The organism is Arthrobacter bambusae, assembly GCF_030812595.1.
Classification (GTDB): Bacteria; Actinomycetota; Actinomycetes; order Actinomycetales; family Micrococcaceae; genus Arthrobacter; species Arthrobacter bambusae_B.
Genome location: NZ_JAUSSZ010000003.1, coordinates 260,949 through 276,117 on the forward strand (window position 1 = coordinate 260,949; position 15,169 = coordinate 276,117).

Here is a 15,169-nt window from a genome sequence, read left to right on the forward strand (position 1 = left end):
ATAAAGACAATGTCTGCCGCCAAAACAACCCAGTCAGCCCCATCCGGAGAAACCCGTTCCAGCGCCGTCATGGCCGCCGGGACGCTCGTTTCACGGTTCCTCGGCTTTGCCAAAACCTGGATGCTTGGCGCCGCGCTGGGCCTGGGATCGACGGTCAACGACACATTCATCAATGCGAACAACCTGCCGAACCTGATCTTCCTTCTCGTTGCCGGTGGCGTTTTCAACGCCGTGCTGGTCCCGCAGATCATCAAAGCCAGCAAGGGTCCGGACCGCGGTGCGGATTACATCAGCCGGCTCCTGACCCTGGCCGTGCTGGTCCTCTTGACCCTGACGGCCCTGGTCACGTTGGCCGCGCCGATCGTTATCGACCTCACCACCCAGGGCTACTCGCCCCAGCAGAAATCGCTGGCCGTAGCCTTCGCGTTCTATTGCCTGCCGCAGATCTTCTTCTACGGCTTGTATGCCCTGCTCACACAGGTCCTCAACGCGAACGGAGCCTTCGGCCCCGCGATGTGGGCGCCGATCCTGAACAACGTGGTGGCCATCGCCGGACTGGGCATGTTCATCTGGATCCTCGGCGCCAACAACACCAACCCCCACACCTTGGACAATTGGGGGCCTTTCCAGACCTTCCTGATCGCGGGCTTCTCCACCATCGGCGTGCTTGCGCAGACCGCCATCCTCCTTGTCCCGGTGTTCCGCCTCCGGCTCGGGCTCCGGCCCCGCTTCGGCTGGCGTGGCGTGGGACTGGGCCAGGCGGCAAAACTGAGCGTCTGGACGCTCCTGACTGCCGCCGTCGGGCAGCTCGCATTCCTTTACGTGATGAGGATCGCCACGATTCCCGGCTCCGAACGGCTCCGTCTGGAGCACGCGCAAGACCCGGCGGCCGCCACCCTCCCCGGTAACGCCGTATTGGAAGTCGCCAGCCAGCTGTACCTGCTGCCCCACTCGATCATTGCGCTGTCGCTCGCCACGGTGCTCTTCAACCGCATGGCACACGCCTCACAGGCCGGAAACAAGGCCGAACTGCGCGAAGCCCTTTCGCACGGGCTGCGGACCATGGCCGTCGCCACTGTCTTCGGGGCCCTGGCCCTGTTCGCCCTCGCCGGGCCGCTGGGCATGTTCTTCTCCGGCGGGAAGCCCCAGGACGGCGTCATGCTCGCCCAGACGCTGACGATCCTCGCCCTGAGCACGCCGTTCATGAGCGCCAACTTCATGATGTCCCGCGTCTTCTACGCGAACGAAGACGCCCGGACCCCTTTCTACATCCAGCTCATGCTTGCCCTGGTCAACGTTGTGGGCGCGTTCATCATCCAGTTCCTGCCGGTGGGCAAGATCATTTTCGCGATCGCCGTCCTGTATACGCTCGGCAACATCCTTTCGGTGGTCATCAGCGTCTGGTTCCTGCGACGCCTCCTCGGCCATTTGGACGGCCCCCGTATCGCAAACTCGTACATCCGCATGGGCTACGCCGCATTGGGCTCCGCGATCGCCGGCGCCGTAGCCCTGTGGCTCCTGGGCAGCTATCAAGCCGACGGCTTTGCCTGGAGCAGCAGGCCTGCCGCTTTGGTGACGGTGGTCGTCGTCGGGCCCGTCATGCTGCTTGCGTATCTGTTCCTGCTGCGCATCCTCCACGTCAGCGAGCTGCGCGATTTGCTCGGGCCGGTCCTCGGCCGGCTCGGCCGGGGCGTTCCAATCGCGAAAGCATCGTCGGCCAACGAAGAGCAGCACCCGACGCCGGGACGCGCCACAGTGTCCGACGACACCGGGCTCATTCCGCGCATTTCGGGCGAGTTCGACGCCGCATCCTTCCGCGCTGGTCCCGCTGTGCAAACCGTGCCTTCCAGGGACGTGGGAAATCACGGTCAGGATCCTCACCACCTTGCCGATCCGGGCATGGCGGACGGGAACGGCAAAGTGGACGCCTGGTCCGATGTCGAGAAGTCCTATTTGCCCGACGAAGACCTTCCCAGCACCGCACAAGGAGGCGCAGGCCGCCCAGGCATTCCGCTGCCCGGGCGCCGCACCTATCAGGGAACGCTGGGAAATAATCCCTATTTCCGTGGTGGGCCCCGCCGCAAAAGGTGACGCATCCTCGCAAACCGGGAGCCGGAACGGCCCAATCAGCTAGGATCAGAAACTAATACAGGTAGTTGCAGACCACGGGTCACCCGGCTGGCCGGATCCCGTATTCAGGACCCGCAGCTCCCGGACAGTATAGGAGGAACCCGTGTCCCACCCGATCGATGTCGGATCAGTGCTTGGCGGCCGCTACAAAGTCACAGCCACCGTGTTGACTTCGCACGACCAAGATCTGGTGCTCGACGGCGTGGACCAGGTCCTCAACAGACCTGTCAGCATCCTCGTGGCCGGCCCCGGGAACGCTGAGCAGGTCGCCAAGAGCGCCCGCGAGGTAGCCACCGGCGAACGACCCGGGCATGTCCAGATCCTCGACCTCGGCGTCAGCGACAGCACCACATACCTCATCACCAACCACAGCAGCGCTCCTGACCTGCTGGACCTCGTGGTGGCCACCAACCCGCCCTACGTTGAACCGTTCTTCACGGACACGCTGGGCAGCGAGATCTTCGGCCAGGCCCGCTCCCACGAGCCCGAGACGTACGACGGGCTGTACGAGGACGACGAGCACGACGCAGAGTACATCAATTACGACGACGTCGAACCGAACCCCGCCGGCAATTCGCGGCCGGCTGCCGCGGCACCCGCGGACGGGCACCGCCCGGTGGTTCCGCCCATGCCTGCCAGCCGGCCGGCGTCGGCCCCGTGGGGCATTGGTTCCCGCATCGCTGCTGCGGCAGCGGGAGCAGGGGCGGCGGCCGCGGCCGCTGTAAAGGGTACCGGCCGGTCAAACAGCGACAACGCCGAGGCCGCGCCTTCCGCGGGGCCCGCTTCCGCTTCGACCGCCGAATCGAACCGGACCGCCGATTCGAACCGGACCGCACCCCAGGACATCCAAGCCGCGCCCGCCACGCAGGCTGTTCCAGCGCCCACCACTCCGGCGCCTACCTCCGCGAACCCCGCTCAGGAATCGAAAGTCTCCCTCTGGTCCGAAGACGACTACGGCTTCGTTAACGACGGCGGCGGCTCCCGGGGTGCGGACACTTCCCGCGATGCGGCCGCCGCTACCGGCGGATACAGCCGCGGTGCGTCGAGCTTCCCGTCGACAGCGCGCCAGCGTGCGGAACCCTTCGACGAGGACGAGTACTACGACGAGGAGCCGGTCCGTGAGCCCCGTTCTTTCCGTTGGCTCGTAGGCGGGGTTCTTGCCGCCGTCTTGATCGTAGGTTTGATCCTGGCTGTCACCAACCTTGGCAACCTCATCCCCGGCGGGTCTCCCGCAGCCAAACAGTCCGCCACGGCGTCTCAATCAGTACCCGCACAGCCGAGTAGCAGTGCCTCGGCAGCAGCCCCGGCCCCAGCACCGCCGGTCATTGATGGAGTCACCCGCATGGGTGATTTCGAGTTCGCCGCGACCTACGACAAAGACTTGGTCAAGACCTACGACGGCAATGCCGCGAGCTACTGGTCGGACATGGAGTTCGCCACTGCCGACTGGGGTGGACTTGCAGCTGATGGAGTTTCGCTGCTCGTCAAGCTCAAAGGACCGTCACAAGTTTCGTCGGTCACTTTGAGCCAGTTGGGTGCTTCCGGTGGAAACATCAGCGTTTACACCAACGATCGGCCCGCTTTGGACGGCGCCAAGTTGGTAGGCACCAACAGCTTCACCTCACCGGAGCTCACCATGCCCCTCAGCTCGCCTGTGACGGCCCAGTACGTGATTATCTCCATCAAGTCCTTGCCCAAACTGACCGCGCCCAAGACGCGCTACGGGTTCGGCCTGCGCCTTGCGGAGATAAAGGTCCAGTAGCCGACGGCGGCAGGCGGCCTTTTGGCCGCACGTGACCGTTTCGGGGGCTTGCGCAGGCGGCCTGCGCTGCCAGAAGGTACCCTGAGTGGTGGTGGATATTAGGGTCCCCGGCAACATCGGAATATTCCGCGCCGCCATAGGGTTGTGCCATGTGGCCGGCCGCAAGGATCCGGTGCATCGACTAAGGAAGAGGTTCACGCAACAGTGAGCAACGCAGAAAACACCGCGTCCAACGTACGTGATGTCATCATCGTAGGCTCCGGGCCTGCCGGTTACACGGCGGCCGTCTACACGGCACGCGCCAACATGAACCCGCTGCTCATCGCCGGTTCCGTGACTGCCGGCGGCGAACTGATGAACACAACAGACGTCGAGAACTACCCTGGTTTCCCTGAGGGCGTCATGGGACCTGATCTCATGGAGAACTTCGAGAAGCAAGCGGCACGCTTTGGGACGGAAATCCAGTTCGAGGATGTCACCGAACTGGACCTCGACGGCGACATCAAGTCCGTGACCATCGGCACGGGGGAGACGTTCAAGGCGCGCGCGATCATTCTGTCCACCGGTTCCGCATACCGCGAGCTCGGCCTCGAGAATGAAAAGCGTCTTTCCGGCCACGGCGTGAGCTGGTGCGCAACCTGTGACGGTTTCTTCTTCAAAGACCAGGACATCGCAGTGATCGGCGGCGGTGACTCCGCCATGGAGGAAGCCCTCTTCCTCACCAAGTTCGCCAAGTCCGTCACCGTGGTACACCGCCGCGACACCCTCAAGGCTTCCAAGATCATGGGTGACCGAGCCCAGGCCCACGAGAAGATCAAATTCGTGTGGAACACCGCCGTAGAGGACGTCATCGGCGCGGACAAAGTGACAGGCCTGAAGCTGAATAACCTTGTCGACGGCACGGAATCTGAACTCGCCGTAACCGGCGTTTTCGTGGCCATCGGCAACGACCCCCGCACGGAACTCGTGAAGGGGAAACTGGATCTCGCTCCTGAGGGCACCATCGCCGTCGAAGGCCGAAGCTCCAAGACCAGCGTCAAGGGCGTTTTCGCCGCCGGCGACGTCGTGGACCCCACCTACCGCCAGGCCATCACGGCAGCCGGTTCCGGTTGTGTCGCAGCCTTGGACGTCGAGCACTACCTTGCAGACCTGCACGCCTGACCGGCACAGCAGCCATCCATTCGAAGGGAAAGAATTATGAGCAACGCTAAAAACGTTACCGACGCCAGTTTCAGCACCGACGTCCTGGCCGCTGAAAAGCCGGTCATTGTGGACTTCTGGGCAGAGTGGTGCGGCCCGTGCCGCAAGTTGGGTCCGATCCTCGACGAGATCTCGGTTGAGTATGGAGACAAGGTGGATGTCGTCAAGCTGAATGTCGATGACAACCCGGCCATCGCAGCGGAGTACGGCATCACGTCTATCCCCGCCGTCTACCTCTTCAGCGGGGGAGAAGTGAAGAGCACAGTCATCGGCGCCAAGCCGAAGCAGTTCTTCGAAAAGGAATTTGAATCCGTCCTGTCCTAGGACGTCCGGCGCGCTTGTAAAGGCGCCCGCTGATTCAGCCGGTGGTTCTCGCGATTGAGCGAGGGCCGCCGGCTTTTTCTTGTCCTCGGGTATGGGCGTATGCATCGTGGTGTTCGCTCTACGTCACTTCAAGGCTTCATTTTCCGGTTTGTGAACCCCTTCCGTTTTCGATACGGGCACTTCTTTTGGTGAACTGGCTGTATCGACATGAGCTTCTCGCGCACAGGGGGATGGGCGAAGGGTAGGGAGATTTGAGCATATTCCTGACCTTGGCTGCAGCTCTTCTTCGACGCGTGGGCTTCCTTTGAATGTCCAAGGCGGAGGAGTCGACAGGGCCGTTTCACGTGAAACGGAATCGGCAATCCGGCGAAGGTAAGCGATACCTACGCCGTGAAGATGCTCCGGTCTAGCCACTTCTTTTGCTTGGGCCTAGGCGCGCACATCGTTTCACGTGAAACATGCCTATTCTTCTCAAATCCCAAAGCACTCCGTTGGTTTTCGGGGCACGCGAATGATCCCACGCCCGCTGGCACCATAAGGATTTCTGCGGGACGGCTGGAAACGCCCGGCGTTGCCTGAGTCGCTACGCCCAGCCGTCTTGCCAGTCAGCGCAGAAACCCACTGAACATTTCCTGAAGTCCACGTTTATTGCTCTGCGCGCCCCGCTAGGGGTCCTGGCCTCGTCCCATGAACGACTCGCGGGTTTGACGCGTAGGAACCGCGGCCGATGAGTGTTTCACGTGAAACGGCGTGGTAACACTCCGCATTGGCACCCAATTCCCGACGCCGACTCAGTACGGCACCATCTCCGACGCCAAACGCGACAGATTGCGCTCCGGCAGGCCAAAGCAGGGCAAGCTGCGCGCGGCGTCGATCGCTGCGGATACCCACCTTCCGGAATTGGAGTGCCTAGTTCAACCTTCTTGTCTCGCTCCAGGGTCGTTGTCCTTCGGTCTCGTTCCAGTCGTCTCATTCCCACCAGCTCACGGACACAGGTGGATTCGCTTCCCGGTCGACCCTGCGGTTGCCTTCTGGAGGGTGGCCGAAAACAACATTTTCGGCTCAAGACTGGCGGCGCAGAAAATTCGGGCGTCGCTGAGCGAATCCGACCGATTTAAGTTGTACCCTACGCAAACGGTTTGTTGTCATCAATCGATCCCGGCTGTCACCCCTACAGACCCGTGTGCAGCCGACGCCTGATCGTCTATTCATCAGCAACCCATAGGGCCAAGAAGGCTTCCTCGGCTGGCAGTCGTTATTGCCAACGGATCTTAATGCGCGGGACCAGGCTCCTCACCTGCCTCATCCCTTGGACTCCTCAAGGCCTACGCGGACTGAAGCTGCGGAATTTCCGCGTCTGGCCCCTTCCGGGCGGATCAAAGTAACCGCCAGCAAGAAGCCACGTCGTCACCCGAAACAAGCACCTTCAGGACGACTGGCACTACTGAAGCCCGCGACCAGTCCTCATGTGCTCGAGCAGCACTACATCCGTTCGTTGAACGACTGCCTTCAGACTGGCTGGAAAAATCAAGGCTCGGGGCGGATATTCCAAATTCGAACACCGCCACAAGGACGGATCCGAGTATGCGCCGCTCGTACCAGAATCAGCACGACGCCAGACTTCCAGATCTCTCGAGATTGAGAGCACTCACCGCACATTCCCATCGAAGTATTATCGGGGGGGAGGTCGCCCGTCTTTCTCACCCGGCTGGCCTCCCATCAAGCCGACCATCCCTGACGAACCATCACTTCACGCCACCGCTCACCGGCGGCCAATCAACCAGAGACGGAGAAGCATGAGCAACACGTTGGTTCCGAAAAGCACTCTCCAACGATGGAGGAGAGCGCGGGGACCAGAAAGTACTCTTGGCCCCTGCGTGTAACGGATTTCGGGATTGACAAGGTCCCCGGACCTTCCAGGCTTTCCGGGAGGCTGGGCATCCTCCACACGTGCAGAGACGATTGCCTGTCCTGGGACCTCGCAGCGGCCGAGTATTTGGATGCGTTGACGTCGTTTGGCTATCGCGATGGCCAGATGCCCGCTAGGCCCGGTACGCCCTTAGTTCGCCCAGAGATACCTCGGCAGAGTCCCCGTAGACCTCTTTATTCTCATCGGCCGCTTCCATATCAGGCCGGTACTTGCGGCTCCTTTCGTATCAGCAGTATCTGCGACTCCTGAGTCGCGCACTCAAGAACCCGACCTCAAACACGGGCCCCGGACATAGCCACTGTTTCACGTGAAACACGCGCGGCACCATGTCTCTCAAGCTGTTGATTCCATGCCCGGGAGGGAAGAGAAACCCGAGCGTGGACCGTCGGCAAGCTAGCGCCAAGACACAAAGTGAGCGGTCTTTCCACAGCCGCTCAATCTCGGTGACCAAGAATATCCACCGACGACCCTAAAGTTATACACAAAGTTATCCACAGCAATATCCACCGCGGCAGAAGCTACCTCAAGATGCTTCGCTGACTTCGATACGGGACTCGCGAAATTGGACGCAGCAAGCCAATCGGACGGTACGCGGCAGATAGATTCCTCCCAGCTCGAAAAGTCGCCAAAATGCCCGGAAAAGGGCCGAAATCGGGCGAAATTGGGACAAAACGGGCCCTCTCACAGCGGTTGGTTCTGTTTCACGTGAAACAGAACCAACGACCCACCCACGCGCCGCGCAGGCAGAAGCGCCGGCCTCCTGGAAAACGGTTCGGTCCGGTCAGCGACCCCCAGCACCCGGCCGACTTATCAGCACAGTTATCCACAGGGATATCCACTGCCACTCTCAGACTTTTCAACAGCCGTTCGCACAGGGCTACAGGGGACGATCGCGGAAAATCCCAAGTAACTCTCTTCCTCCTCCGCGCTCCAGCTGACCCGCCACGTCCTTGAGGCTTCAGCTACTTCCAAGTCGAAAACCACCGAAGCGTTCCGGTCAGCTTCCGGGAAGGAGCGGCACCTAACAATTGATTTCTCGGCGAGTGATTCGACACCACAGACGGCACGGTGTCCTTAGGTCTCCGGCGGCAGGGAAGTGTCCTGACGCAGCAATTGATGGCCACAGCCACCTTACTCCGGCGATCCAGCGAACCGCTTCTCCGAGCCTGCCCGACCATGCAGTAGCCACGCCGATCCTGGCGTACCCGGCTGCACCGTTGATAGGAATCGCGAACCCCATCGCTTTCAGACTTTCGCCAACAAGGCGCTCCTCGAATCACTCACAACGACCAGCAGTCGGAGAGTGGCCTCGGCGGGAGTGTGACCACGCCGCAGAAAATCGTCCACCCCCAGCCGATGGGGGAAGCGGCTAACTGAATCTTAGGGAGTCAACGTTCCTCGTAGTTCGTAGTCAATACCAGCTTGCGGACCCCGCCCCGAGGTGATCGACGCGCTCATCAACTCCTAATTGCGGCGCCGAAAACTGCGACCAGCAAGAGCCGGACAGATTCCGCTGGGGGAAACCAGCGGTCACAGCCGGGGGAGCCTACGTCCGATCCGGGAGTCGTCAGGGGAACCAAGCACGCCGGCTCTCTTGTGGGCCTACAACCCGACGCCGTCGTCCTGGTGCGCCTACCACGCGACCCCGGCGCGCTGGAGCCCAGCAACTCCACCGTGGAGGTCCTGCCACCGATACAGAGAGCGTAAGGGAACACGTGCCGCGTCACCTATCCCGAATTCGGCGAGAGGGGGAAGAAAAACTCCAAGGCAGGCCTAGATCACGTGCGGAGTCATCAGCGTTCGACGAAAACCCACAGCAATTGAATCCGCACGCGGTAAGCGCGCTTGAGGCATTCCAGGTCGTGCAACATCAACCGGGCCGGAGCTCAGCATCCCCGTCACCCGACACTGCCAGGTGACGGGGAGACCCACAAGCGGGCGTTCTCATCCGGGTCTTCAGCTTTGCCTATTCCCGCTTGCAAGAGTCCAGATCAACACCCAACCTCCTACGCGGCCGCCCGTGCGTCACCGAGAACGTGCCGAGCGACGCTCAGCGGGAACCACGACCAGAACAGCTATTGGCAGCCTTCCCACATGCAACGAGCAATTGGGGGACAAAGCCCGGTGGACCCTGCATTCTCAGAACGCACGCACGCCAATCGGGGCGGCTTCCAGCCATACCGCGCAGCGAACTGCACGTGACACTAGACATTCTTTGTGCCCCGTCCAGAACGAAACCCTGAGCATCCATCACCTCGTGAAGGGTGAAGGGACGCATAAGAACCACTGGTCTAGGAACTTGGACCGACTCACAGCGCCGCAAGCACGTTCATTCCTTCAGTAGTGCGAGTTGACTATCAATTGATGGCGCGGGCACCAGTGATATGGCGCAGGCCGTCACCGCAAGGCTGTCGTTTCACGTGAAACATCGTAATGCTACTTCCCAATTCGGTGCGCTGTTGCTCGATCGGCGCATTTACCGCAGCTCACAACACCTGGATCCCCGGGGGACTCGGCTAAGACGATCAGCTGTGCGGCGCGCCTCGTAAGCAAACACTTCCACACGTTGACCGCAATTTCCGTACCTTACGTCGGTACAGAAAATCTCCAACGCGGAGCTCGCGATAAGGTCCAAACCGGCCTTGGCGGTAGGGACCCGTGCGGCCAGCGGACTCATCGACCTTACCAATGTTGGGTTCAACGTATCCGGGAGGATCGGGGTTTCCGACGATCCTAGACATCAAGGCAAATAAACACATGTTTCACGTGAAACCCAGAAGTCCTAGCTTCCAACGTCATGGTAGTCCGTTAGGACCGCGCGAATGTAACCCGAAGCCGCCGCCGTCAGATGCATCATCACGATCGCCTCAGCAGCCACCGGACAGTTTCACGTGAAACACCTCAGGCACCTCGGGCTACATCGATGCCGCCAAGATCCAGGATCTCGTTGAGTTGGAACGGGCTCCAACCCGCCTCTAGAAAAACCACCGCCATCGTGAAGCCGAACAGCGACCCAGGCGACCGCACTCGAGTCAACCTCCGTTTTCCCGACTCACGAAGCTGAAGGCTTGACGGTCTGGCGTACTAGGCAGGCGACAACCAACGGGAATAAGGCGAGCCCTAATCCGCCGCCACATAGAAAAGGAGCCCGCTTCGTGAGAAGCGGACTCCTTTTCCGTAGAAATCGAACGATTAGCCTTCGTCACTTGGCGACAAAACGTCCATGATCCGGTTCAAATCCTCGACGCTTGCGAATTCGATGCTGACCCGACCCTTTCGGGCACCGAGTGTGATCTTTACGTTGGTGTCCAAACGATCAGAAAGAGACGACGCCAAGTAGTCAAGGCGTTCATGGCGCGCATTGGGGCGCGGGATGCTGTTCTTGGGCGGCACCGTCGGATCCTGATACAAAGCCACAGCTTCCTCAGTGGCTCGCACGGACATTCCTTCGGCAACAATCTTCTGCGCAAGACGTTCCATCGCCGCCGCGTCAGGGAGAGCGAGCAACGCGCGGGCGTGGCCGGCCGAGAGTACGCTGGCTGCGACGCGCCGCTGAACGAGGGGCGGAAGCTTGAGCAGGCGGAGAGTGTTGGACACCTGCGGGCGCGAACGTCCGATCCGATCAGCCAGCTGCTCGTGGGTGGTGCCGAAGTCCTCCAGGAGCTGCTGGTAGGCGGCTGCTTCTTCCAAGGGGTTCAGCTGGCTGCGGTGCAGGTTTTCCAGCAGGGCATCGCGCAGGAGGTCGTCATCATTGGTATCGCGCACAATCGCCGGGATAGTTTCGAGCCCGGCGGCCTGCACGGCCCTCCAACGCCGCTCACCCATGACAAGCTCGTACGGTTCTCCACCCTTTTCGGTTGAAGTACGTACAACAATTGGCTGGAGAACGCCTATTTCCTTGACGGAGTGGACCAGCTCGGCCATGTCGTCTTCATCGAAGACACTGCGCGGTTGTTTGCGGTTGGGATGAATGTCCCCGACGGGGATTTCGGCGAAGCGGGCCCCAGGAACCTCGACTAGTTGAACCTCAGACGATTCCGCGGGAAGCGGCTCGGAAAGGACGTCGCCCGAAGAAGCTTCCGCACTAGCCTTGGCCGGCTTTGAAACGGTTCGGCCTGCAACTGCCGGATCCTCGCTGTCGGTGGTCTTCGCAGCAGGCGACTTCCCAGCGGGACTCTTTGCCGCCGTCGTGCTCTTTGACGAAGAGCCACGCGATGGGGCGCTCTTCGCCACCTCGGGCTCAGGCAGTTCAGGAGTATTCACCGGCTCCGGCGTCTTGCGTGCCTCAGGGAAGAAGAGGTCCACAGGTCGAGACGTCGGAGCGCCGTTGCCCGAAGCGCCAGCCGAAGCGGAGCTGGGAATGAGAGCCCCAAGACCCCTACCCAGGCCTCGTCGCTTTTCGCTCATTAGTATGTCCCTCCGGTGGAATGGCAAGAATAGAGCCCGCCAAGGATATTGCAGTGATTAAGGAAGTCTAGCGCTCGGCGATTTCCGCGGCGGCTTCCATGTAGGACAACGCGCCGCTGGATGACGGATCGTAGGTCATCACCGTCTGTTGATAGCTCGGGGCCTCCGAGATGCGCACCGAACGTGGCACCACGGCGCCGAGAACCTGATTCGGGAAATGTTGACGGACTTCGGAAGCCACCTGCGCGGCGAGATTCGTGCGGCCATCGTACATGGTGAGAAGAATGGTGGAGACGACCAGTTCAGCATTGAGGTGCTTCTGGATCATTTCGATGTTCTTGAGGAGCTGGCTCAGGCCTTCCAGTGCGTAGTACTCGCACTGGATTGGGATGAGTACCTCGCTGGCGGCGCAGAAGGCGTTGACAGTCAGCAGTCCGAGGCTGGGCGGGCAGTCAATGAAGATGAAGTCCAAGCGACCTTCACCGTTCTTCGCACGTTCCTTCGAATACACATCGATTGCGCGGCGCAGGCGCTGCTCGCGTGCAACGAGGGAAACCAGCTCGATTTCAGCCCCTGCCAGATGAATGGTCGCCGGCGCGCAGATGAGATTGGGAATATCAGGGCAAGGAGCCACAACGTCGCCCAGCGGGAGGTCGTTGATTAGCACGTCGTAAATGCTGTCGACGTCGGCGTGGTGTTCGATACCGAGGGCCGTGGATGCATTTCCCTGGGGATCGATGTCGATCACCAGGACATTGAGCCCAGCCGAAGCCAAGGCGGCAGCAATATTGACCGTCGTGGTGGTCTTTCCTACGCCGCCCTTTTGATTGGACACCGTGAAGATACGGGTCTTCTCCGGCTTGGGAAGCTCGCGTCCCACCAGCCGTTCGCGACGCCGTGTCTCATGGGCGAGCTGGCGCGCAATGGGGCTGGAATCGTCGATGGAATCGATGACGTTGTCGTTTCCGCCGATCAGTGTTTCACGTGAAACAGCAGCGTTTGCAACCGAATTAGTGCGCATCAGCGCAGATTCGAAAGACGTCGATGGTGCAGCCATGGCCCGGGCCGACCCCAAGGAAATAAATGGCGGGATCCGCTGGGTGGAGGTTTCGCCACTGCCCACTGTCACACTCTCACTCTCATTCGGCTCTAGCTGCCGTTCTCTAGCTTAACCGCTCAGTTGCGGACACGCGGGACACAGCGCCGAAGCTAAGCGATCTTCCGCTGTTTGTTAACGACGATCCGCACCACTGTGGTGGGTTCCTCCAAGAGCTCCTGCCCGCAAACCAGCACGGACGTCTCCACGCCGCCGAGCCTGCGGATCACTTTCGCGGCTTGCTCAATTTCCTCGGCAGCGCTGCGGCCTTTGATCGCCACGACTTCACCTTTGCCGTTAAGCAGGGGAATGGTCAGGCCAGCGAGCTTGGACAGCGCAGAGACGGCCCTCGCTGTGACGACGTCCGCGTCGACCATACCCACCGCGAGCTCCGCCCGGGTGCGCATGACGGTGACATTGCCCAGTCCGAGATCGTCCACAACTTCCTGAAGCCAAATGACGCGTCGTTCCAGCGGCTCGATCAGCGTGAGTTCGAGATCGGGACGTGCAATTGCCAAGCACAAGCCGGGAAGCCCGGCACCGGAACCAACGTCGGCAACATGGCTTCCATGCGCGATTGCAGACTCGATGACGGCGCAATTGAGGACATGCCGGCTCCACAGGCGGGGAACCTCGCGCGGACCAATAAGCCCGCGCTCGGTTCCCGACGTCGCCAAATGTTCAACGTACCGTTGGGCGAGGCCAAGCCGGTCACCGAAAATCTTCTCTGCCGCCTGCAGTTCGGCCGCCGTGATGTCAACCATGATCCGTTAGTCGGCCGAAACTACGATGTGGCGGCCGGCGCCTTCGCCGTCGGACTCGGAGACAAAGCCGAGGTCCGCAACCGCGTCGTGCACAATCTTTCGTTCGTAGGCGCTCATAGGCTCAAGTGCCACCGGGGCGCCGGTCTCCTTGACCTTCGCCACCGCGTCTTCGGCAATCTGCTGCAGGTCGCCTGCACGTTCCTTGCGGTAACCGTTGATATCGAGCACCAGGCGGGAGCGGTTCTCGGTCGCCGACAGCACGGAGAGGCGAGCCAGTTCCTGAAGGGCTTCGAGCACTTCGCCGTCGCGGCCTACGAGGCTCTCAAGCCCTTCGGAGTCCTCTTCGGCCGCGATGGAGATGTAGGTCCGGCCGTTGCGGATCTCAATGTCGATGTCGCCGTCGATGTCGGCAATGTCGAGGAGTTCCTCAAGATAGTCTGCGGCGACGTCGCCCTCTTCCTCGAGGCGGCTCACGGAGGTGCTCTTGCCGGCAGCGGTGCCCTCTTCGGACGTTTCTACTGCGGCTTCTGCCAGTTCCTCGGCCGAGGCAGCGGCCGTTGCCTCTTCGGTGCTTTCAACAGACATTACTTCTTCTTCCTGTTCTTACGTTGTGGCTGGATGCGCTGCTGTGCCTTGACCTCGACGGCGGCCACCTCGGCAGCGACGTCTGCGTCCTTCTTACCTCCAAGAAGGGAGTGCGCCGGCAAGCCCTTGGCGGCACGACGCTCGGCAAGTGCCCTCGCGGCGGGGGAACCCGGCGTCGGCATGCGGCGGATGACAAAGAACTGCTGGCCCATGGTCCACAGGTTGGTGGTGGTCCAGTAGATGAGCACACCAATCGGGAAGTTGATGCCACCTACACCGAAGACGAGCGGCAGGATGTACAGCATCATCTTCTGCTGGCGCATGAACGGGCTGGCCATCGCCTCGTCGGACATGTTCTTGGCCATGATCTGCTTCTGCGTGATGAACTGCGACGCCGTCATGGCGAGGATCATCACGATGGACAGCACCCACACGACGGTCTGATCGCCGCCACCGCCGCCGTGAAGCAGCGAAGCCGAGAGAGGGGCGCCGAAGATGCTCGACGCATCGAACTGCACTACCTGCTCATGGCTCAAAGCACCGATGCCGTTGCCGCTTTCCTTCGCAGCACTGATACCGGAAAGCACCTGGAACAGCGCGAAGAAGAACGGCATCTGGATCAGCATGGGCAAACAAGCGGAGAACGGGTTGGTGCCGTGCTTCTTGTACAGCGCCATCTGTTCCTGCGCCATCGCCTGGCGGGAAAGCTGGTCCGTCTTGCCCTTGTACTTCGCCTGCATTTTCTTCAGGTCCGGCTGAAGGAGCTGCATGCCTCGCTGTGCCTTGATTTGCTTGACGAAGACAGGGATCAGGGCGGCGCGGATCACCAGCACCAGGCCGATGATGGACAGCGTCCAGGTCCAGCCGTTCTCCGGTGGCAGGCCGATGAAACTCAGCCCGTCGTGGAACCCCAGCATGATCGCGGAAACTAGCCACTTGAACGGGGCCAGAATTGTTCCAAAGATGTCCAT

9 protein-coding genes are annotated in these 15,169 nt (G+C 61.1%); 4 read left to right on the top strand and 5 right to left on the bottom strand.

The window, feature by feature from the left end:
- The first annotated feature begins 9 nt into the window (after positions 1-9).
- The 4 genes from murJ (at position 10) to trxA (ending at position 5,416) form a co-directional block, all read left to right on the top strand.
- On the top strand, positions 10-2,091 hold the full coding sequence (gene murJ / locus J2S96_RS06575) for a murein biosynthesis integral membrane protein MurJ (RefSeq protein WP_306861099.1): 2,082 nt from the start codon (positions 10-12) through the stop codon (positions 2,089-2,091).
- Between the two features lie 142 nt (positions 2,092-2,233).
- Positions 2,234-3,892 carry an ABC transporter substrate-binding protein gene (locus J2S96_RS06580; protein ID WP_306861101.1) on the top strand — a complete coding sequence of 553 codons (1,659 nt, stop codon included), beginning with the start codon at positions 2,234-2,236 and terminating at the stop codon, positions 3,890-3,892.
- Between the two features lie 204 nt (positions 3,893-4,096).
- Positions 4,097-5,053 carry a thioredoxin-disulfide reductase gene (gene trxB / locus J2S96_RS06585; RefSeq protein ID WP_306861103.1) on the top strand — a complete coding sequence of 319 codons (957 nt, stop codon included), beginning with the start codon at positions 4,097-4,099 and terminating at the stop codon, positions 5,051-5,053.
- 36 nt (positions 5,054-5,089) lie between these two features.
- Complete coding sequence (trxA, locus tag J2S96_RS06590) at positions 5,090-5,416, top strand: thioredoxin (RefSeq protein WP_078107075.1); 327 nt, start codon at positions 5,090-5,092, stop codon at positions 5,414-5,416.
- 5,122 nt (positions 5,417-10,538) lie between these two features.
- Here trxA and J2S96_RS06595 read toward each other — a convergent pair.
- From J2S96_RS06595 to yidC, 5 genes are all read right to left on the bottom strand, one after another.
- Positions 10,539-11,753, bottom strand: a complete 1,215-nt coding sequence (locus tag J2S96_RS06595; protein WP_306861106.1) for a ParB/RepB/Spo0J family partition protein — start codon at positions 11,751-11,753, stop codon at positions 10,539-10,541.
- A 67-nt stretch (positions 11,754-11,820) separates the two neighbouring features.
- On the bottom strand, positions 11,821-12,876 hold the full coding sequence (locus J2S96_RS06600; protein WP_306861307.1) for a ParA family protein: 1,056 nt from the start codon (positions 12,874-12,876) through the stop codon (positions 11,821-11,823).
- Positions 12,877-12,962: 86 nt separating this feature from the next.
- On the bottom strand, positions 12,963-13,613 hold the full coding sequence (gene rsmG / locus J2S96_RS06605) for a 16S rRNA (guanine(527)-N(7))-methyltransferase RsmG (protein WP_306861107.1): 651 nt from the start codon (positions 13,611-13,613) through the stop codon (positions 12,963-12,965).
- A 6-nt stretch (positions 13,614-13,619) separates the two neighbouring features.
- Positions 13,620-14,198 (bottom strand): Jag family protein, encoded by a 579-nt coding sequence (locus J2S96_RS06610; protein WP_306861110.1) that lies wholly within the window; start codon positions 14,196-14,198, stop codon positions 13,620-13,622.
- Entirely contained in the window at positions 14,198-15,169 is a 972-nt protein-coding gene (gene yidC / locus J2S96_RS06615; protein WP_306861112.1) for a membrane protein insertase YidC, read from the bottom strand. The genes J2S96_RS06610 and yidC overlap by 1 nt, the downstream gene beginning before the upstream one ends.

Coding starts and splice junctions, on each gene's coding strand:
- yidC (WP_306861112.1), bottom strand. CDS start 15,169: ATGGACATCTTTGGAACAATTCTGGCCCCGTTCAAGTGGCTAGTTTCC.
- J2S96_RS06610 (WP_306861110.1), bottom strand. CDS start 14,198: ATGTCTGTTGAAAGCACCGAAGAGGCAACGGCCGCTGCCTCGGCCGAG.
- rsmG (WP_306861107.1), bottom strand. CDS start 13,613: ATGGTTGACATCACGGCGGCCGAACTGCAGGCGGCAGAGAAGATTTTC.
- trxA (WP_078107075.1), top strand. CDS start 5,090: ATGAGCAACGCTAAAAACGTTACCGACGCCAGTTTCAGCACCGACGTC.
- J2S96_RS06595 (WP_306861106.1), bottom strand. CDS start 11,753: ATGAGCGAAAAGCGACGAGGCCTGGGTAGGGGTCTTGGGGCTCTCATT.
- murJ (WP_306861099.1), top strand. CDS start 10: ATGTCTGCCGCCAAAACAACCCAGTCAGCCCCATCCGGAGAAACCCGT.